Here is a 21,832-nt window from a genome sequence, read left to right as displayed (position 1 = left end):
CTTTTCGTTTTTATCTCCCGCCTTATATACCCCTTTAAAAACCAAGCTCGATTAACCTATCTATTACTTGTTTTGCATAGCGTCTTGCCATTAAATCTAAGTAAGCTGGATTTTGTGTTTTAGGTAAAAAATCATCCATAAAAGTTGCAGGACGAATTAACGACAGTGTTTGATCATTTTTACAAATGAGCTCAACTGTTGACACCCCATCATAATCAACACCATAAATAATATACGTTGCCGGTGTCTGTGAATTTAGGTAATCATTAAGCTCTGGAGCTAACTCTTTTAAAAAATCCCGCATAACCGAACGAGCCCTAGAGGATTGCTTATCATTACTTTCATTATTAGTGGCGAACTCGACTGACACACAACCCTTTTGATTTTCGCATTGGTAAGTATTGAGTTGCAGTTGGTATGGATACCGCTGCTCTATCCAGTTTGTCACCGTGTCTTCTACCGCGAGTAGAATAAAATGCATTGCTGTATATAAGGAACCGTAATAAAAAATGCCATCAATATACAGCCTCACCCAGTCGCCATAAAACTTGCTGATGTATTTATCAGGCGCCTTAGCAATATATTTTGGTATCTCCATTTCTTCTAATATCGCGTCATCATGGGAATCTTGATATTGCCAGTAGGGAATATCATAACTAAGCAAATCAGGAAAATCGCAAATATCCCGCTCAGGTCTAAAGGGTTCATTCATGGTTAAGTGGTCTTTGCCTTTTACATACAGCTTTTGGCACTCGGCAAGATACTTGTGTTTCTGCGCATCGCTAGCATCAAGGTACACATTATCCGCCTCGTCATCATTCAGGCTCGAAATGCCAGGAAAGTAAGCCTCTAAAATCTGCTGCTTTTTATATTCTAGATCCATCATATTTGCCCCTAATGCGCTGAACGTTAAAAATTCCCTAAATTTAAAACATGGTTCATAACAGCTTCAAAGTCACTATGCTCCCCTTCCAATAAAAGCGAAAGTGGTGTATGACCGTTAAATAATAAGTGCTGATTTTTCATTGTCATGAAGCCGTAAACATTATCTGGATTTGAAAAAACCTGTCTTAACCCGCCATGGATATTCAAAATGTAGCTTATACGTATGACTTGATCTTGATTTAAGTCTTGCTGATTAACGGCGCTAATGTCGTCTTTATTCTTAAAGCAAAGTAAGACTAGTATTTGATTTTCATTACAGCCCCATTTTTCAAGTATTTTTAAAACGGCCTTAAGTCCGACTTTAAAACCTTTCTGTGTAAGCTCCATACCAGCCTCCTACAAAAAACCAAAAACATATTCTTGAAAACTTAAGCGACTAATAATCACAAAAGTAAACTTGCTAAAAATAGAATAATAATCAAAAAACACTGTTGATTTATAAACCAAACAACTGTATAAATCAACAGTGCGAGTAATTAATAACTAAATAAATGCATCTAAAAATAAGGACATAAGATGACTTAGGAGAATATTGTTATGCCAAAGACAAAAAAGTTGCCGCTAAACTCACTTGAATGGCACCAGCATCCAAAGCTCACAACTTTGTTGTCTGGCGATTGCCATCAGCTATCGACGCTTCCCGATCTTCAGTTTATTAGCTTTGCACAACTGCAGAGTATTCTTGATTCCTGCCCAATCCCTGTAGTGAAAAGAGCAAAAGTTGATGCTTATTACTTATTGGCTCCAATGCCCATCTTAAAACAGCTACTTGGTCATCCTGATTCCCATAAACTAACAGCATCATTAAATATTTATAGCGAACCCGAACCGACATTATCCACCCTAGCCTTAATTAAACCCGCATTGTTTTACCAAAAATATAAACGACTTCCTGAGATATTGCATAGCCGACTTGATAAAGCAAAATCAATGAACTTAGTCACTCCAAATAAAAATCAAATAAGTCAGCTAGCCCAAATATCTCCTTCTGCTTTTCGTAAAATAACCCACTCACAAGGGGGCAACCATGGGTAAGTCGAGTTCTATCGCCAAAAAAAATCGCCAACGAAACGCCGGTGGAGTGATGCCCGACCCCATCAAAATTGCAACGGCGCTCATAAAGCTTTTTAGCACGTTGAACAATAGAAACTATAAAAAAGTGAACAAAGAAAAGTTTCTCGTCGTTATTATCTATTTATGGCTCACTCAACGGCTAACAAAAGATAAGACCAACGATAAAAATGCTAAACCCGCCGATTTTTTTATCCCTGACTGTATTCGTGTAACAGGCAGTGAAGAGTGCCAAGAACATGCTTTTAGAACGGTCAAAGACGGTAGTCACTCTTGGGCTGAATATGCTCAACCCTACCCCACAAAACAAGGTGAAGTATTTCTCTGGCAACCAATACCTAAAGGGTTAAATGCATTGTTTAGACCGTTTATTTCAAAACAACGATATAACACGCCTTGGCTATCAAGAAGTGAGATAAATTTAATTATTGAGATACTGACTAAAAAATGGAGAAAATCAACATCTGTCATAGGATTTCCTAGCGCAAGAAAAGACAAATTATTCAATTACTTCACAAATTGCATTCAGGTTGATAATGAGCTTTCAAGCATGAGTAAATATGTCTTGCTACGAGAGCACAAATTGCACCACCGAAACGCCAAAGCGTATCAATCAGAAGACAGTGATCGGATCCGCTATCGAATATATCAGGCGCACGAACGTTATCTAGAGCATATTTTTACTCAAGTGAGGTTGTTCAATTGGGAAGCGATGCTTTCAATTAAGTCCTCAAATAAAGAACAAAAATCAGAACTCTACTTAATCAATAAACACCGAGGGCAATCATTGCCAGATGAACTCATCGAAGAAGGCAGAATTGCCCAACTGCGTAAAATACAATACCAAGGAGGGACTGAGGAAAGAGCTGATATTCCGATCCAAATAGGCAGTTCAAAAGTACTACAAGAACATGAAGTGACTCATTTTTTTGCTTCATTACATGATGAAATTATTCGCTCTAAGCCTGTTGGTAAAGTTGAATTAAGTCAGCATATTGAGTATTACAACTTATGTACTTACCACCTTGCTTTACTGTTTGTATTTCTCACTGGTGTTCGTCCAACTCATGAGATTTCAATTGAAAAGGAACGTTGTTACAGATTAAGTACCTGTGCCGTCAGTGATAAAGGGCGACTGAGGCAAATCATTTTATGTGATTACTTTAGCCAACAGCTCAGACACTACCTCAGTTTACAACGCTCATTAAGTACTCACCTTTCCAGCTCATTTAACAGTCCTTATCTATGGTATTTATGTGATCCTAGTGAACAAGCTTGCCCATTAACGGCTAAAAAGTTAAAGCTATTTATGCATGACAGATTAAAAAATAAAACCCCCTACATGCTGAGGCACACTTTTGCTCAATGCGCACTAACCAGTGTTTATCCTATCAGGCTAACAACCAGTCAGATCGACCGATTAATGGGGCATTCAGAATATGGTGAGCACTTTGGAAGTGATCATCTTTTTCCTGCAAACTTAACCACGATAAAGCAGCATTTAAACAGTTTAGCTAGTCGCTTTGACATCAAAGAGGTTTGCTATGTCTAATCGGTTTAATGGCTTAATACCTGCCGACATTATTCACTTTTATCAACGTGGGGGTGGCACTTGCGCAGAAGAGGATGAACTTTTATGGGTTATTGATCATTGGCCTGATAGCATGATGCCTGCAAGTGAACAATCTGCATACCAACGCGAAGTCACTTCTGATGAAATAAATTACTTAAGAAAAATCATCAAGACAATCCCTACAGGGAGACAAAAAAAGCTTAGAAATGCACTCAATGATCTACTCTGCTATTTAAGCGATGCGCTTCACTGGCAAGTACCACCTGAAGTCGTTAATCAGTTAAAAGATAAAGATTTACAGTGGTTTGAGCAGCTCAACCAATTTGCCCATCAAGCAGGTATGCTTCAAGATGGATACGAAGCGATTCGTACTCAATATATTAAAGTACGCCCGGCTGTAAGTAGTGAATTTACCGCTTTAGTTATTGGTTTAGAGGTCGCCCCGCTTTCAATTGAGTATCTAGCACATGTTCTCAATGAACCTAGCAGTATCAAACAAGAAGGCACTTCGCTTTACCTTGATATCACTCACTTAGCAAAAAAAAGTAAACTACAGCAAAAGCAGCATTTCACCCGCTATCATTTACCTTTGTTTGTATACCGTGTTTTACAGGACTATTACGCAACAACCTTTGCCAATGATAAGCACTCAACTTTATACCATAAGAACAAAAAAGTAACTGCTAGCCAATTGGTGCGTAAACTTAATCTATATACACCAGTAACGCCTTTTTCGTTACCAGAGCTAAATGCTCAAAAATGGCACCTGCGCCTTCAATCGGTTTGGCTATATAGAGACAATATCGTACCGAGTTTTTTAAAAGACATTCGTGACCCAGAAAGGCATGTTGCGTTTAATAAACCAATCATCAAAACAAAAGAAAAGCATCTTGCCTTAACAGCCATTTATCAAAAGGATTGGAATGAAAATTGGTTTGAAGGGCTCAGCTCAAAAGCCAAAGTTAATCGATGGCCACATAAAACATTACGAAAAACATCGTTAAACAGTTCACAAAAGCCAGCACCAGTCCCAGAGTGGAACCCTCATAACATATTGCCAGCAATGCTTTTTCATTATAAAGCTGATTTAATCAAGTATGGCGGTGTCATTAAAGAAACGTTGTCTGATGACACAATTAATGCATATACCAATATTGAACAAGTTTTTGAAGATAACCCACTACCTTACGAAAAAACACTTGATAGTGACGCATTGCACTTATGGGCGCACACGGTTTATGACAGCTTAAGCAATGAGGGACATCAAAAATATGTTCACTACCTTTTTCGCTTTATGAGTCACCATCCTTTAACCGAGAATTTAGATATTTCAGAGTTTGATCCACCAACATCCACCCCCAGTGTTGACCCTAATTACCTCACATTAGCGGAATTAGACGAAGTCATTAACGCTTTGCTCACGCAAGACACTGGAGAAATGATGCAACGACTGTTCTGCGCAGTAGCCTGCATCATTGGCTACTTTGCAATGTTACGCCGAGGGGAAGTATTACGCCTTAGGATTCAAGATATCTTCTGTTACAGCACAGACAAACAGCAGTTTCATTTTGATATCAGAGAAACCACTGAAGGCAGTACAAAAAATAAAAGTGCCAGAATGGTACATGTCGTGATCCCCGAAGAATACGCTTGCTTAGTCAGGATGGTTATCGACATCAAGCAATCGGCCTCCGTAAATGAACCATTAATTGGGTTTGCAGATGAAAAAATGCATTCTAGGCAGTTACACTATCTACTCCCTATTACCAGAGCAATTAAGGCTGTTGCTGGTGAGGATGTCAGATTTCATCACCTTCGCCACAGTGGCATTTACCTTTTTATGCAACAGGCACTGCATCTCGCTTATGAAATATCACCTAATGAAACCACCGATGAAAGCTATTTACCTCGTTTACTCAGTCCAAGCGCCATAGCAAAGCGATTTCATTATTGGGTAAAAGCCAAGCATTTCTCACAATATAATGACAATTTATTACTAAGTGAAATTTGTCAGCAAATTGGGCATAAATACTACTCCACAACCCGTTGGTCTTACCTTCATGGTATTGATTGGCTATACCCTTTTTACCGCTATGGCTTTGGCGAGCGACAACAACGTGAATTTAACCACAATGAGTTAAAGTACTTGCTAAGACTTAGTCCTACATCAAATGATCTATCACGACAACTCAGTCTAATTAATACTGATTATCGGGATAAAATGCCTAGTCAGAAGCAACAAGACGCTATTCTATTGACTGAGGTAACGCTCAAAAATTGGTTATTTAAAACATCGCAAAAATCAACGTTAAGCATACCTGCAGTTCAAGATTTGCCACCCTCTGACTTCGATGGCATTGCAAGCACTGACCTAGCATCGCTATGGCAAGTAAGCTGTGATACTAGCTCATCAGGCCATTTTCTAAATGATTTATTAAAGCAAGTACGCTTAGGAGAATTAAATTGGAAAACGTTCAGTCTAATTTGGCAACGTTCAGGAAAGCACACCTATCAACCATTAACTAAAAAGCAAAAAACAGCATTGTCACTCCTTCCTACTTTTGTTCTCGATAGCAATAATCAAACTGAGTTTCGTTTGCACATTATCTTGGCATGTAACAGTAAGAATGCTCAACTGATCACTCGCGTTTTTAGGACTCATCAATGGCACTGGTTATCCCTTGATTTTGAATTAGTCTGCAATCGAAAGACCAACATTCAAAGACAAGAAGCGCTGCTTAAAGAACAATTTATGATTAAAGGCGACACCTATCGCTGCATTAAACAATCAACTGGAAATAGTCATTTAATCATTACTTTTAAATTGAAGTTAAACACTAAAAATAAGGCAAAGTCCCAGCCCTCGCTAGACCGAGGTATTTATCAGCATTTACATCAGTTTTTAACAAACTTCCAATCACTTCAGTAGAAGAGGTATTTATGAATGAGCTCGTCATCCCACACACGCTATTTCGCTCTTTTGAAGCGATTAGTAAACAACTGCAAGCCAAAAAAGCGGATTACGGCGTCAGTGTTTTCATTTCACCAAAAGATGCAACGGTAACCTGGGTTGGCGGTAGCAACCCTAACTACTCGCTCATCGTTCAACCTTTAGAAAAAGGCCATGGACTAAAACAGGCTAAGTTTTACATTCCAGGTGACTTTTTTAAACACTCACTTAAATCAGTAATTGCGTTCAATAGAAAAAGCACTGGTTCCCTACTTTTGCCACTCATATTTGAATTGGAATACAAGAATGGGAAATACATAAATGCCACTCATGTTGAAATACCCGATATATCGATACCGTCACTCAATCCTATCTATCCGTCTTGTCGTAAATTTGACCTGTTAGCTGCTTTTAAAAAGCATGTTGAGTATATTGATACGCTGCCACAACGTGCGGTTGTTGAGTTTTCGATCGCTGATTTAGATAAGCTAGATATGAATGTAAATCCATTAGGCAACTTTGAATATTTACAGCTCGAATCCAACTCACATAACCTACGCTTTCAGCGTGGAGGAAACGTTGGAATAGAAACGTTATCAAGCAATATCCCACTGCCAGTAACTCTAACAATTAATAATGAAACCTATCAACAATTGCGCCATATTTGCCAAGAAACGCAATCACAAACGGTGGCTATTGCGCAAGAAGGTGAATTAATTACCATCCGTAGCCCTGAAAAAACAGTGACACGCTCAATTGCAGGGCTCACTGCATTTATAGAAACACAACAAAACCAATCAACGATTGAAGTCACTCTCATAGCAGATATTCAATCCTTTAAAGGTGAAATCGAATCTCACGCCGATTATAAATCGGAAAAAAAAGCCGACCAATGTTACTTCTTAATCGACGATAACAAAATATATATGTCCTCGACGATTAGTGCTGACGGCTTATCAAAAGCTGTTTATGCTAAATCGATAAAATCCGAACAAACCCGTTTGTACCGTTTTCACCCAAAAGAGCTAATAAACACTCACATAAATGACCTTATTAGCATGGCGCAAGTGAAAATTTGTATCGTCATCAATGAAAATCATGAACGCTTTTTTGAGTTTTATAGCAGCACAAAAGAAGGAAGCCTACCCTATGTACAAATTCCTGTAGAAACCATTGATACAAGCGTAAGCAATATAAATAAAATCAAAAATGGCTGTATAACAAAGACTGTCCAGGAAATACTTGAAACAATACAGCAAGAAAATGGATCAGCTCAGAACGAACAATTGGAGTTAATCGGTTTTTAAGCAATGAGATTATAAAAGCAGATATTAGATAACAAAGCACTGGACAAATAGACAGTGTTAGTTATAGTGATAGATGTCTTTTTAACCAATATTACTCAATTGAATGCTATTGGGAAAAAATACGAAATGAAAGATAGGAAGGTAAAAGTAAAAGTAAGATTAAAAGTAAAAGTAAGATTAGAAGTAGAAGTAGAAATAGAAGTAAGCAGTAATGGATTAACTTGCGCGTTTTAAAAGCCCTGTTAACCTAAAGTAACTTTAAATGAAGCAGTTGGGGCAGAGTGGCGGCAACCACTCTACCCCGTACCGGCTGCGACGACTTTTAATCCAGACCCAGCCGATGAGTAAATTCTAACGAATTCCATTGGTAAGGGACAGATCTATTTAACGATCTGTAATCAATGGAGGCCACTATGGCTCATATTCGCATACGTCCAAACGGGCGCATTCAGTTCGACATGCATCTTTATGGCTGCCGTTTTCGTGAAGGCAGTAAATTGATGGCAACCCCTAAAAACCTCACCCAAGCTAAAGCCATGCTCAAAAAAATGAATGCTGAGATTGATTTAGGCAGCTTTCAATATCGTGACTATTTTCCAAAAAGTAAAAAAGTCGCTAAATTTGAGCAACTGCAACGCGACAAACATCCTGACCGTGAATACCCATTTTTCAATGACTTTGCTAACCAATGGTTTGAACGCAAAAAAGGCGCTTGGAAAAACAGTTATAAAAGCACCATCCGCAACACACTCGATAAATACCTTATACCCGAATTCGGTAATACCTTGGTAAATGATATCACCCTGTCGCAAATAGATTATTTTCGACAAGAATTAATGGAAATAATGAAAGACTGTGATACACGCCAATTATCGAATCGCCGTATTAATTTCTTACTTTGGCCTGTAATTGCCATCATTAGCTTGGCCGCTGAAGAATGTAAATTTGAATATCCCTTAAGACGCTACAAAGCGCTCAAGGAAGAAAAAGCAGAGTCGCACCCAATGACGATTGAAGAGGTGCGCAAGTTTTTAGACAAGGTGCCACAAGAGTGGAAGGATTACTTTATTATCCGATTTTGGACTGGGATACGTAGCTGCGAGATACACGGCCTTGAATGGCAGCATATTGATTTTGAACACCGTTTAATTCGTATCCGTCAGAACTGGGTAAATGGTGAGGTCTGTGATGTTAAAACGCCTAAATCACGCCGAGACTTAAAGATGTGCGATACCATCTACGAAGCCTTTAAACGCATTAAAGATTCGTATGAGGCTGGTTATGCTCCCTATTCTGACTTTGTGTTTACCGGCAAATCAGGTGCGCCACTGGATACCCACTATGTGAGTAAAGCATTATGGTACCCCACATTAATCAAAGCAGGACTTAAACGCAGACGCGCTTACGAGACGCGCCACACTGCAGCAGTGCTTCATATCGCAGCCCTTGAGAATCCCTTGTACATCTCACAAATGCTTGGTCACAGCGATACTCGCTTATTGTTTGACGTATATGCCCCTTATGTAGCTAATGCATCACGTACTGATGGAAATGCATTTGATACGCTGATGCGCAGTGAAGGCTTTTCTTAAAGGTGTAGACGTTTTAATAAAATCCCCATTTTATAATTTTGTCTCTAAAAGCAAAAAACCAACTCATTGTGAGTTGGTTTTATTGGTAATGCGAAAGTAATCTAATCTAGAGCAATGTTTTAATTACTTTAGCAAAATCATCACCTAGATTTTTATCACGAAGGCCATATTCAACAAAGGCTTTCATGTAACCCAGTTTGTCACCACAATCATGTGATTTACCGGTCATATTGAACGCTTCAACAGTATCTTGTTCAATTAGCATATCAATCGCATCTGTTAACTGAATTTCGTCACCCGCGCCCGCTGGTGTTTTAGCTAATAGATTCCAGATTTTTTCTGATAGCACATAACGACCAACAACAGCTAAGTTTGATGGAGCAGTCCCAATGGCAGGCTTTTCAACCATAGCTTTGATTTTAGCTGAATCACCTGGGGCGATTTCTTCACCATTACAATCTGCAATACCGTATTTGTTCACTTCATTATCTGGTACTGGCGCAACCATAATCTGACTAGCAAAACTGGTATGGTAACGTGCCATCATCGCAGCTAAATTTTCAGTTTTTTGGTTTGCTGTATATTCATCTAAAATAACATCAGGCAATACCACTGCAAAAGGTTCATTACCGATACAAGGTTTAGCGCACAACACTGCATGCCCTAGGCCTTTAGCCTCACCTTGACGAACACTGATAACAGAAACGTCTTTAGGACAAATTGATTGTACTTCTTCTAACAGCTGACGTTTAACACGCTTTTCAAGCGTTGATTCAAGCTCGTAAGATTTATCAAAGTGGTTTTCAATGGCATTTTTACTGGCATGGGTAACCAGTACAATTTCTTTAACGCCAGCAGCTACACACTCATTAACGATATACTGAATAAGCGGCTTGTCCACGATAGGTAGCATTTCTTTTGGAATCGCTTTAGTTGCAGGAAGCATACGTGTGCCAAGGCCTGCAACGGGAATAACAACTTTCATGAAAAACCTTATTTAATTAGGTGACTGAAAAACAATGATAAAAATATACTAGACTAAATTAACCACATTTTGAACAGCTGGTTTGTTTTTTTCTGTTTGCTGATAAAGCAAATCACAAATACCATCCGTTGGCGCAAAGCCTGTCGGCGTGGTTAATAAAATGTCCCGTATTGTGGCATGGTCAAAAGCATGACAAGCGGTATCTAAACGCTCAAGAATTTTCGAATACTCTGCCCATGAAAGATGAACCTCATTAGCCGTCATAATTCTTTCATGCTCAGTACCCGTAACATCATCACCAATTAGTAACTCTTCATAGAGTTTTTCACCTGGGCGTAATCCACTATATTCAATCGCGATTTCACCTTCAGGGTTTAATTCATCACGGACATCAAAACCACTTAATCGGATCATTTTACTGGCTAAATCGACAATTTTGACTGATTTACCCATATCTAATACAAACACATCACCGCCTTTACCCATAGCACCAGCCTGAATAACCAATTGCGATGCTTCAGGAATGGTCATAAAGAAACGGGTGATTTCTGGGTGAGTTACAGTTACTGGTCCGCCATTGGCAATTTGGGTTCTAAATAGCGGTACTACAGAGCCTGATGACCCTAAAACATTACCAAATCGCACCATACAAAAGCGAGTTTGATGATCCTCTTTTGAAAAAGCTTGTAACACAAGCTCTGCCATACGCTTGGTTGTGCCCATAACGTTAGTTGGTCGTACCGCTTTATCTGTTGAAACTAAAACAAAGGTTTCAACTTTGGCAGCAATAGCCGCTCTGGCTGTATACAGTGTGCCAAACACGTTATTTCGAACACCTTCAACAACATTGTGCTCAACCAGTGGCACATGCTTATAAGCAGCGGCGTGGTATACAGTCTGAACGCCAAAAGATTCCATAATCGCTTGAACACGGTTTTCACGCTGAACCGAGCCCATCATCGGCAAAATACGCACATTGAGGCCAAGCTCATTTGCTGTTGCTGATAACTCTCTTTCAATGGCATAAAGCGAATATTCAGACAGTTCGAATAACACTAATTTTTTTGGTGATTTTTTTAAAATTTGACGACATAATTCTGAGCCGATAGAGCCGCCAGCACCAGTCACCATAACCACTTTATCGGTAATATTGGCGGTTAATAAATCTTGTCTAGGCGCGACCGAATCACGCCCTAATAAATCATCAATTTCAACTTCTTTAATATCACTATAAAGTTTATTACCACTTACCAGATCGGCCATTGCAGGAATGGTTAACACCTGAGTAGATAGCGACTCTAAACGATTAAGAATGTCTTTACGTTTGGCTCTGGTTGCACTGGGTATTGCAAGCAACACTTTGGTTGCTGCTTTTTGAGTGATGAGTTTACGTATGATTGAGGGTGAATGAACATGAACACCTTGGATTACGCTGCCATGTAGCGCTTCATCATCATCGACGAAAGCGTAAGGATAATATTCATGGCTTAGCACCAAAGAGTTCAGTAATTGACGACCACTAACCCCTGCACCATAAATAATCACTGGCTCACCGTGACGTTTAATACCTGAGCCAACTAAAGAACGAACAAGTGCACGAGTCCCCCCTACAAACACCAAAGCGAACATGGCATATATGATAGGAACAGTGCGAGGCAGATGCGCTTCAGTAAAATAAGATACGAACACTAAAGTGACAGTTGACGCGACAATACCAAGTAAAATAGCCGTTATTGCTTGTAAGCTCATATAACGCAATACCGCGCGGTACAAACCAAGCTTGGCGAACGCTAAAATGCTGAAAGGAATACTTGTAGCAACCAAAGCCCAGTAATGCCCATTAAGCAACACACTGACATCATCAACTCTGACTAATAACGCAGCCCAAAAGGCAAAGCTTAGAAAAACAGTGTCAATTGCGATACTCACTAAACGTTTTTGACTACGCTCTAAACGAAACAACTTTTGCAAAAAATCCATTTTCCGCTCCATAAACTTAAAAATCATAGTGTATTACTTCTTTAAATACTAACGCATCACCACTATACCATTTACAGGGTAATATGAGTAATGCGTACAACCAGCTTAGGATATTATATGTGATAGCATGAAAGAACACGAAGAAAAAACTTAACTTGTGCACTACTCTGGAATTGTAGGAATAAATGTGAACAAAAAACCGATGAGACACATTTTTATCGACTTTTTTGATAATGAGACAGAAAAAATTAGCGCTAGTTTAAGTAAATCAATACTCTAGCGCTAAAATCATAATAGATAGATAGGACAGTTCGGACTACTTTTGTGCAGATAACAAAACACTGCGAATAACTTCACATGTTCTATCTATCTCAGCTTTAGTCAAAGTTGGATGAACTAAAAACATTAAACTGGTTTCCCCTAGTTCAACCGCATTTGGTAAACGTATCTCAGGGCGCCATGGAGTATTATCAAAGGCTTTTTCAAGATATACCTCTGAGCAACTACCTTGAAAAGCTGGAACACCAAGAGCCATAATTTCATCTACGATACGGTCTCTTGACCAGCCTACGGCTAAGTTTTCAGGTTTAACAAACATATAATGCTTGTATTCTGCATGTTCAATATAATCAGGCACAAGAACAGTTCGAACGACATTTATATCAGCAACAGCTTCATCTATCGCTTTAGCATTGGATTGACGTTTAGCTGTCCAGCCTTGCATTCGAGTTAATTGAATACGTCCAATAGCTCCCTGCATTTCAGTCATGCGCCAATTTGTGCCAAAGCTTTCATGTAACCAACGAAACCCTGGTGGATGTTCACGGTTATAAATCGCATCAAAACTTTTACCATGATCTTTATAAGACCACATTGTTGACCATAACTCTTTATCATTAGTTGTAACCATCCCACCTTCACCACCAGTGGTCATGATTTTATCCTGACAGAATGACCAGGCACCGATATGGCCAATAGAACCAACACTTCGGCCTTTGTTCTTTGCACCATGTGCTTGAGCACAGTCCTCAATAACCTTAAAGTCATGTTTTTCAGAAAGCACCATAATAGCGTCCATGTCAGCGGGCATGCCAGCAAGATGAACAACAATCACAGCTTTGGTTTGTGGCGTTAACACAGCTTCAATTGATTCTGCTGTAATATTTTGGCTTTCTAAGCTGACATCTGTAAAAATCGGAGTAGCGCCACTAGTCACAATTGAGGATGCAGAAGCTAGAAACGTGCGAGGAGTAGTAATAACTTCGTCATCCACACCAACACTTAGCGCTTTCAACGCAAGGTCTAGAGCTAAAGTGCCGTTACCTAGAGCAATTGCATTATCACAACCAACCCAAGCCGCAAATTCTTTTTCAAAGTTTCGACATTCTTGACCAGTCCAATAATTGACTTTATTTGACAGTAGGACGCGACTAACTGCATCAGCTTCTTCTTGAGAAAAAGATGGCCAAGGCGAAAATGGAGTATTTAACATATAGATTTACCAATTAATAACTGTACCAGCCCATGAATAACCAACACCAAAACCAATTAACATAATTTTGTCACCGGATTTGAATTGATTCTGATCAATTGCAGTCTTTAAACCTAAAGGAATTGTTGATGAAACTGTGTTTCCAAAAAATTCATAAGAAGTGAGGAATTTATCCTTAGAAATTTTACATTTTTTCCGTAACTGTTCTAGCATGAATTTATTAGCTTGATGGAATATGACATAATCAATATCATCTTTTTCATAGCCAGCCTTAATAAGTAAATCGTTAAAGCTTTTAGGAACTGAGTTCAATGTAAAAGTAAATATTTCACCACCATTCATATATAAATCTTTGGGTGAGCGAACATTACCGCTTGCATCTTCGTATTCAACAGATGAGTTTGCATCGATTGGGAATTTATTTCCGCCATGAGGCACTATAAGATTATCCGCACCAGAACCATCAGTACCAAACACAAATGGCCCTATCGAATCAAAGTCTGAATTTTTACCCGATATCAATGTGGCAGTTGCTGCATCTCCAAATAGAGTCCTAACACTCTTATCACCATCGGCAATATATTTAGAGTACAACTCTGAAGTCACTAATAAAATATTTTTAGCTTGACCAGATTCTATGAGCCCTTTAGCTAAGCTCAGTCCATATACATAACCTGAGCAACCTAAATTGAAATCTAAGGCTGCACATGATATTGGTAAATTTAATCTATTCTGAACTAAACACGCTGTTGTAGGTAACTTATAATCGGGACTTTGCGTGCAAAGTAGAAGGCAATCTATTTCAGCTTTACTTATAGCATTCTCATTAAATAGATTTTCACAAGCAGAAACGGCCATATCAGAACATGTTTCATTCAATCCTGCAATGTGCCTTGAACTTATTCCTGTTTTATCAAAAATCTTTTCAACACTCCAATCTGGGAATTGTTTTGAAAGCTCTTCATTGTCAAGAATATCATTGGGTAGATAAGACGAAATAGCTGAAATATAAGACTTCATAAAACCTCCTTAATGTGCACTGTAACCACCGTCTACCACTAAAGTAGTACCAGTAATCCACGATGATTTATCACTAGCAAGGAATGCAGCAGCGTGGGCAATATTTTCTGGAATACCAAGTCCTAAAGGATGCTTTTCCGATATTTTACTTTTCTGTTCTTTTGTTAATTGCTTACTAAATTCTTCATTCATTTCTGTCTCTACATGACCTGGAGCAATACAGTTCACTCGAATGTTACACCTTGATAATTCAATGGCTAAAGATTTAGAGAGCCCAATCAACGCAGCCTTTGAGGCGGCATAAGTAGAAACTGCGGGCTCCCCACAAAATGCAGCAACTGAACTGATAAATATTAAACTTGAGCCATTAGGATTGAAAAAACCTTTTCTTCTAAAATTTTTGGCTAAAAACTGAGAACTCTTAACATTAGTATCAAAAACTTGGTCAAAATGAGATTCATTAATAACTTGTAAAGGGATTGTTTTTTGTATTCCAGCACAATGAACAACAACATCAAGCATACCTACTTGGTTATTTGCGGACTCCATTAAGTTCTTCACATCTTGAACATTTGAAACATCTGCAGAAATAATTAAATGATCTGTTCCAGTTAGCAAAGAATGTGTTTTTTTCAATCTAGTATGATCACGACCACTTAAGATAAGCCGTGCGCCTTTTTTACTGAAATATATAGCAATAGCTTTACCCAGTCCTGATGACGCCCCAGTAATTAAAATATTTTTATTTTTCATACAATACTTGACTCATAAATTAATACATCACACACATATAATACAAATAATTATAATTGATACTAAAACATAAAAAAAACAGTATGGTGATTACAAAAAAATACTTGTATTTTTGAATTAAACACATGGCACCAAGGAAAAGTTTATAACAATTGATATTTAAACAAAAGATCACAGAGCGCTTAACAAACAAAAACATTGATGAACGCCCCATACAACCAAACCCATGAAAAACTATAAGTTTAAACTTAATAAACTCTTGACTTAACGACTAATTAATTCTGAACCAAATCAATTAAGTTCTTCACTTCTGAAGCACCACCAACCAGAGATGGTGACAGTACAATGTTAAAATTTGAATCCACTTCAGAAATAAAGCTTATAACTGCAAGCGAATCCCAGTTTTCAGCATCAAGTTTTGTACCTTGATTAACTTCATCCACTTCCAATATTTCTGCAATTATTTTTAACAATTCTATTTCTTTTGACATTACAAACTCCAATTGTACTTTAAGTGTTATCAACATAGTTACTTTATTACTTACTAACGACTAATAGTATTTAATAAGCATTTAGTAAAAAACAGCCTATCCATTACATAATAGCTATGAAATTACCAATATAAAGGTATCTTTATTTCAAGGGTCTAGCAACTTCACTTACACCTCTAATTAGAGCCTATAAATAGTCTTTACTAATTAGGACTGAATAAAGCGAACTTGGCTCTTCTTGAGATAAAGATACTGTAAATAAGATATTAATCGCTTTGACTTAGCAAATATTGATATTCCATTTCAAGAATAGCTTGTTTATTTCTTTGCTTTAGTTCTCTTAGTTTACCATCGATAGACACATACACTGTCCATGGTTTTAGATTTTTATGAATAATAGCGCCTGCACCAACTGCACATCCCTCACCTATAGTAACACCGGGAAAGATAATACTATTAGTTCCTATTATGGCATGGCGACCAATCTCAACTTTGTTAAGCGTCACATTGGTGAACTCAGATGGTACAGTAGGGTTTGTCAAAAATGGACCTGAGAAGTCATCGCTTCCAGTGATAATCCTACAACCAGCACTCAAACCAGCAAAATCACCAATAATACACTCCCCTCCCCCAACAATAGATGTAAATGAACCTATATGAACATTTCGGCCAATGTCTGTAATCTTACCAGCATTGATAAAGCAGAAATCATCTATTTGACTTTTTTCGCCAAGGTGTAAATTCTCTAAATTAATTATCTTAGCTAGATTGTATATTGTGCCATTAATCATTTTTATTACCTTTGAATGGTTTTGCTGTAACATGCCCTTCAGATGAAATACCCTCTTTGACAATTACTTTTTGTACCGTCAACAGCAAAATCTTAATATCTAACAAAAGGGATTGATTTTCGACATACCAAGTATCAAAATCAAATTTTTGCTCCCAGCTAATAGCGTTTCTTCCGTTCACTTGAGCCCAACCTGTAATACCTGGTCTAACGTTATGTCGTTTGGCTTGATGCTCATTATACAAGGGCAAATATTGCATCAATAGAGGACGAGGTCCGACTAAACTCATATCGCCTTTTAAAACCGCAATAAGACCTGGCAATTCATCTAAACTAGTTGCGCGCAGCTTTTCCCCAAAAGATGTTAAGCGCTCATCATCAGGTAATTGATTGCCATCTGCATCCGTCGCATCTTTCATGCTTCGAAATTTTAACATATTGAATGGTTTACCATCTAAGCCTGGTCGTTGTTGGCAGAATAAGACGGGGCTTCCAAGCTTTTTATGAATTAGCAGGACAGTGATAAGCATCACTGGAGAAAGAGCAATTAATGCTAATAGAGATACGAGAATATCCATCATTCTTTTAATCATGGTCAAGTAACCCTTCTACAATATTTAATATCCTTTGATAACCTATTGACCTGTCAAAATCGGTATTAGGACGAAACATTAAACTTTTTCGGCTGTTATACAATTCTACAATTCTCAATTTTGCATCCTGAATATTACCAGCTTCATAATTAGCATGGCAAACCGTGTTCAAGACTTCCTGCACCTCTGGATTCGTTTGACTGTTTAAAATAGGAATCCCCAAACTCATGAAATCAGAGAGTTTATTAGTAATAGACTGCTTTGCTGCTTTTTTTATCGCATTAACTGCAACGTCTGAAGATTTCAAAAATGAAAAAAGTTCGTCCAAATTTATAAATCCGTTAAAGAAAACAGATTTACCAGCCAAGGATTTTAATTTATCCTCAAAAGGGCCGCACCCAAATATATGGAACTCTATTGGATAATTCTGGGTCACCAACTCATTAACTGCTAGTATAACAGTTTCGACATCGTAACTATGACTTAAAGTACCAATGTAAGACAAAATAAATTTGTCCTCTTCCTTTTCCTTAGGGACAGATTTAGCAATAATATTAAAGTCACTTCCAATGTAAACCACATCTCCAGCGGCCTTACTATTCACTGAGGCTGCTCTATCTAAATATGTTTTTGACACTGCGATTAAAGCATCTGCAGAAGCATAAGCACAATTAGCTTTTTTAGTAAACGGCAAGAACCTTTCTGGTAATAAATCTAACAAAGGAAAAGCTGAACAAATAGATTCAGGCCATACATCTTGAACATCTACAATCAACTTAAAACCAAACTTACTTTTATACTTTGACAATATCAAATTAGTTTCTATTAATGGGAATGCTGAATAAACCAAGTCAAATTCATTATTTTTCTGAAACCACTTATCAAAGTTAACCGAAAAGACTTTATGACTATAAAGCCTTGAAAGGGATACATTTTTCTTATAACCGACCTCGTTAATATACTGAATTTTATAATTAAGGTTGCCAGGCAATTCTTTATCCCTAAAACATTTGTCAAAATGCCTAAAGTTACTTGTAAGTAAAGTAACTTCATAACTATTAGAAAGCAACTCTGCTATATAAAGGAAGCGATTAAAACTCGGTTCATTTGGTAATGAACAAAATGGTGCAACTATTAATATTTTACTTTTCAAAAGAAAACCTTATTTCATTATAATAGTAAGAAGCTTTATGAAAAAAAACGCGAAAATAACATACCTGAAGCACATTAACATGCCAAGCACATTATATTTTACAAAAAACTACAGCGGCCTGCGAAATCTATTTTTAAAGCAGCCATTAAAAACGATAATAGACAAAAACCAAAACCATGAAAAATAAACCATGGGATTACTAGATGACGCTATAACAAAACATACATAACCACTAAAAATTGAACCAAAGATAGTATTTTCTACCCTATCACTACATTTAAAATTCATTAACAATTTTAATGCAATACCCACAAAGCAAGAAAGTAAAACCATTGTTATCAAGAATCCATTCTGCGCCAAAAAAGCCAAATAGACCCACTCATATGACCATTTTTCAATAGCATTTCGTATATAGACTGGATGAGAGTTCAATCCATGACCATAAATTGGTGAATCATTAAAATAATTTAATAAAACCTCGGCCTGATAATTCCTAATTGCTCCAGAAGCATCGTTCTTGTCAAACGCTAGCAATACCGTATTCAAAAATGTATCCAAAGGGCTTTTCAAGCCTGTGATATACCCTATTATTTCAAAAATTATAATTAAAATTACAACAAAAACAAGAGAACCAAACAAAAGCCTAAATAGAAATTTCAAATCGACATTATATTTAAGAATATACAATAATACATTTAGAAAAATTCCGAAGAAAAATAAAACTTGAAGACTCCGCCGCCCCGACAAAACAACGATAATAAACCCAAAAAACATTAATATCGACAATAGCTTCTTATTAGATGATTTATCAAAAAAAAGCATCGTTGAGATATATGGCAAAAGAAATATAAGCGATGGTTGATTTGTAAGACGAAACTCTAGTTGTTCTTCACCTATTTTAACACCTCCAAACGTTTTCATTTCAACCAAAAAGCTAGGCATTTGATACAGACCAACTTTACTACCTACATAGAAGAAGCTTAACAACAAAAGAAACGCAGTCGCTACAACCAGGGTATTATTAATAAACAAGAGCCTTTCTTTATTAATAACAACAGATAATACAGCACATATTAGAGGCATTAATATTATACTATTTAAAAGACTTGTGCTAAATTCAAACCCATTAGAAAGACCATGGAGATAAGAAACCGAGAACAAACTCAATAAAAGCAAGAGAAAACCAACAAATTTTTTGGATATGAATATGCCTTTCCTAAAGAACACTTCAAACAAAGAAAAACCAAACAAAACGATTAAAACAATTAATTTTAAAATAGTAAAATCGCCTGAAAAATTAAGCATTAGGAATAGAAAGCCAAATAAGGCCGTTCTATAAATATACTCATAAAAAGAAAGTGTCATACAACCTCAGTTATTAACTTCCCCATACGTGCATTCATACCATCCCAGCTCCCTTTTAGTATATATTGAACTTTTTTCATTTTTTCTGAATCGAAAATGATAACTTTCACTAGCTGTTTAAGTGAAGAAATTGCAATTCTTAAATATAGAAATGAAAAATGCTCTTTATTTTTCAGGTAAAAATAGACTCGATTTCTTGCCATATAGTAATTTCTTATTGAATTATGCTCAGAATACTCAATCCCAAATAACGCTTTAGGCTCACCAAGTTTTTGTCTTAACACAGTACTTTCTATTACTTTTACTTTGAAACCCTGTTTTCTTGCCTCATAGCAATAATCATAATCAAGTCTATCTATAAAGTAATTTTCGTCAAATGGACCAATATCCTTGAAAAGTTCCAAATTAAGAAAACTACCGGAACTAATAACCCATTCAGCTTCGGTTACTTCAGGTTTACAGTCAATTATAGAGTCACCATATGCTACCCTAGGCGCATATATTGCAACATCGTTATGTTTCTGCCTTGATATTACAGACATCAAATTTTTAATAGATAATTGTGGTATTCTACTATCTTGATCAAAAATACACACATAACTATTACGAACTTCATCCAAACCATTATAAAAATAAAAGCAAATCTCATTGAAGGCAAAAGATAAACCATCATTTTTTCCATTTGACAAAATCAATACATTCGAATCATCTAATATGGTTTTGTTTAAATTTGAAATACATCCTTCTGTATTATCGAATACGATAACTTGCTCAAAAACTCTAGATAGCTCAGAAATATAAACAATATCCGAGTCACTTGGGTGGTAAATAGTTATTCCGCAAAAAAATCTCATCTTTTACTCATTTTATCATTATATATATCAATTGTTTTATCCATATCACTGTACCATTTTTCGGGAGCAAGTATGATTTTTTGCGAAGAACGGCTCAAATATGCCCCCCACCAAGAAAATGAACTATTTGATATAACAAAGTGCTTGCAACTATACATCAACCTTAAGCTTTCATAATCATTACAACCTTCAATATAGATATAATCATTGTTATCACCCAAGTAATCTTTCGCCTTACCTATCTCATCGCTAAAAATAAAGAACTTAGGGTTCTTAATCCTATTTTTAAGCTCCTCAATAGAACTTAGATAAAATTGTTTGTCACAAACATTTAAAATTTTTGATGATGTATAATCAGTACCGAGCCTCATACTGACTGCTATTGATGTAGAGGAATTTATAATGGCAAGGTAGTCACTTTCATTTTTTGTAGGATTTACTTTAACTCTAAATGAGTTATCTACAATTGATTTGCACTCTTCAAAATATTTTTCACTTTGAAAATAGCCATATATAGATATAACTTCGCTATTTATAGCTTTTGTATCGTAATGGAAGTTATCAAAATTATATAAAAGCCCGAACTTAGAAAGAAATTTAAATGGATACTTGCCAAAATTATTAACCAAACCACACACTTTTAAGAACTTTTGGAATACACGATAACAAACTTGAGTTAGTCTAAAAAAATATCGCTGTTTAAAAGCCAAATCATTATTACTCAGAACTACAATGTTAGATGGCAAGCATAAATTCAAAGCGGAAAATGATCTTATTTTATAAGTTTCAAAAGCAGTAATATCTAAATAGATTTTATCATGATTAAATCTATTTGCGACATTAATAGCGTAAGCAATTTGAAAAAGTTGATTGCCCAACCCCCCTATAACCTTCACTACAATCATAAATATAAACCTT

Annotated in this window: 19 protein-coding genes; 5 read left to right on the top strand and 14 right to left on the bottom strand. The window is 36.8% G+C overall.

The window, feature by feature from the left end; translation table 11 throughout:
- Positions 1-34: 34 nt before the first annotated feature.
- Complete coding sequence (locus tag AB4160_RS13150; RefSeq protein WP_372004954.1) at positions 35-886, bottom strand: hypothetical protein; 852 nt, start codon at positions 884-886, stop codon at positions 35-37.
- A 23-nt stretch (positions 887-909) separates the two neighbouring features.
- The gene (locus AB4160_RS13145) at positions 910-1,272 is read right to left on the bottom strand and encodes an antitoxin Xre/MbcA/ParS toxin-binding domain-containing protein (protein WP_372004951.1); all 363 of its coding nucleotides are present in this window, start codon (positions 1,270-1,272) and stop codon (positions 910-912) included.
- Between the two features lie 210 nt (positions 1,273-1,482).
- On the opposite strand from AB4160_RS13145, the gene AB4160_RS13140 reads away from it, so the two are divergent.
- The 5 genes from AB4160_RS13140 to AB4160_RS13120 all read left to right on the top strand — a co-directional run bounded on the left by AB4160_RS13140 (position 1,483) and on the right by AB4160_RS13120 (position 9,438).
- Positions 1,483-1,980 carry a hypothetical protein gene (locus AB4160_RS13140; protein WP_372004949.1) on the top strand — a complete coding sequence of 166 codons (498 nt, stop codon included), beginning with the start codon at positions 1,483-1,485 and terminating at the stop codon, positions 1,978-1,980.
- Positions 1,973-3,568, top strand: a complete 1,596-nt coding sequence (locus AB4160_RS13135; RefSeq protein ID WP_372004947.1) for a hypothetical protein — start codon at positions 1,973-1,975, stop codon at positions 3,566-3,568. The genes AB4160_RS13140 and AB4160_RS13135 overlap by 8 nt, the downstream gene beginning before the upstream one ends.
- Entirely contained in the window at positions 3,561-6,518 is a 2,958-nt protein-coding gene (locus AB4160_RS13130; protein WP_372004944.1) for a hypothetical protein, read from the top strand. The genes AB4160_RS13135 and AB4160_RS13130 overlap by 8 nt, the downstream gene beginning before the upstream one ends.
- An 11-nt stretch (positions 6,519-6,529) precedes the next feature.
- Positions 6,530-7,846 carry a hypothetical protein gene (locus AB4160_RS13125; RefSeq protein ID WP_372004942.1) on the top strand — a complete coding sequence of 439 codons (1,317 nt, stop codon included), beginning with the start codon at positions 6,530-6,532 and terminating at the stop codon, positions 7,844-7,846.
- A gap of 413 nt (positions 7,847-8,259) precedes the next feature.
- Positions 8,260-9,438, top strand: a complete 1,179-nt coding sequence (locus AB4160_RS13120) for an Arm DNA-binding domain-containing protein (protein WP_372004940.1) — start codon at positions 8,260-8,262, stop codon at positions 9,436-9,438.
- 106 nt (positions 9,439-9,544) lie between these two features.
- On the opposite strand, the gene galU is transcribed toward AB4160_RS13120, so the two are convergent.
- The 12 genes from galU to AB4160_RS13060 all read right to left on the bottom strand — a co-directional run bounded on the left by galU (position 9,545) and on the right by AB4160_RS13060 (position 21,819).
- Positions 9,545-10,423 carry a UTP--glucose-1-phosphate uridylyltransferase GalU gene (gene galU / locus AB4160_RS13115; protein ID WP_102475738.1) on the bottom strand — a complete coding sequence of 293 codons (879 nt, stop codon included), beginning with the start codon at positions 10,421-10,423 and terminating at the stop codon, positions 9,545-9,547.
- A 48-nt stretch (positions 10,424-10,471) separates the two neighbouring features.
- The gene (locus tag AB4160_RS13110) at positions 10,472-12,403 is read right to left on the bottom strand and encodes a polysaccharide biosynthesis protein (RefSeq protein WP_372004937.1); all 1,932 of its coding nucleotides are present in this window, start codon (positions 12,401-12,403) and stop codon (positions 10,472-10,474) included.
- A 316-nt stretch (positions 12,404-12,719) separates the two neighbouring features.
- A complete protein-coding gene (locus AB4160_RS13105) occupies positions 12,720-13,895 on the bottom strand; it encodes a DegT/DnrJ/EryC1/StrS family aminotransferase (protein ID WP_372004935.1) in 1,176 nt (391 codons plus the stop codon).
- A gap of 6 nt (positions 13,896-13,901) precedes the next feature.
- Entirely contained in the window at positions 13,902-14,915 is a 1,014-nt protein-coding gene (locus tag AB4160_RS13100) for a ketoacyl-ACP synthase III (protein WP_372004932.1), read from the bottom strand.
- A 9-nt stretch (positions 14,916-14,924) separates the two neighbouring features.
- Positions 14,925-15,668 carry an SDR family NAD(P)-dependent oxidoreductase gene (locus tag AB4160_RS13095; RefSeq protein WP_372004929.1) on the bottom strand — a complete coding sequence of 248 codons (744 nt, stop codon included), beginning with the start codon at positions 15,666-15,668 and terminating at the stop codon, positions 14,925-14,927.
- 275 nt (positions 15,669-15,943) lie between these two features.
- Positions 15,944-16,159: a phosphopantetheine-binding protein gene (locus AB4160_RS13090; RefSeq protein ID WP_372004926.1), complete on the bottom strand. Its 216-nt coding sequence runs from the start codon at positions 16,157-16,159 to the stop codon at positions 15,944-15,946.
- Positions 16,160-16,425: 266 nt separating this feature from the next.
- Positions 16,426-16,950: a DapH/DapD/GlmU-related protein gene (locus AB4160_RS13085; RefSeq protein WP_372004923.1), complete on the bottom strand. Its 525-nt coding sequence runs from the start codon at positions 16,948-16,950 to the stop codon at positions 16,426-16,428.
- A complete protein-coding gene (locus tag AB4160_RS13080) occupies positions 16,943-17,542 on the bottom strand; it encodes a sugar transferase (RefSeq protein ID WP_372004920.1) in 600 nt (199 codons plus the stop codon). The genes AB4160_RS13085 and AB4160_RS13080 overlap by 8 nt, the downstream gene beginning before the upstream one ends.
- The gene (locus tag AB4160_RS13075) at positions 17,535-18,695 is read right to left on the bottom strand and encodes a glycosyltransferase (RefSeq protein WP_372004917.1); all 1,161 of its coding nucleotides are present in this window, start codon (positions 18,693-18,695) and stop codon (positions 17,535-17,537) included. The genes AB4160_RS13080 and AB4160_RS13075 overlap by 8 nt, the downstream gene beginning before the upstream one ends.
- Before the next feature lie 108 nt (positions 18,696-18,803).
- Positions 18,804-20,060, bottom strand: a complete 1,257-nt coding sequence (locus tag AB4160_RS13070; protein ID WP_372004914.1) for an O-antigen ligase family protein — start codon at positions 20,058-20,060, stop codon at positions 18,804-18,806.
- Positions 20,057-20,914: a hypothetical protein gene (locus AB4160_RS13065; protein WP_372004911.1), complete on the bottom strand. Its 858-nt coding sequence runs from the start codon at positions 20,912-20,914 to the stop codon at positions 20,057-20,059. The genes AB4160_RS13070 and AB4160_RS13065 overlap by 4 nt, the downstream gene beginning before the upstream one ends.
- Positions 20,911-21,819: an alpha-1,2-fucosyltransferase gene (locus AB4160_RS13060; protein ID WP_372004908.1), complete on the bottom strand. Its 909-nt coding sequence runs from the start codon at positions 21,817-21,819 to the stop codon at positions 20,911-20,913. Before AB4160_RS13060 ends, AB4160_RS13065 begins: the two co-directional genes overlap by 4 nt.
- Positions 21,820-21,832: the final 13 nt, after the last annotated feature.

The sequence above is a fragment of the Shewanella sp. 10N.286.51.B8 genome (assembly GCF_041469325.1).
Lineage (GTDB): Bacteria > Pseudomonadota > Gammaproteobacteria > Enterobacterales > Shewanellaceae > Shewanella.
This window is presented reverse-complemented; position numbering and strand designations above follow the sequence as displayed.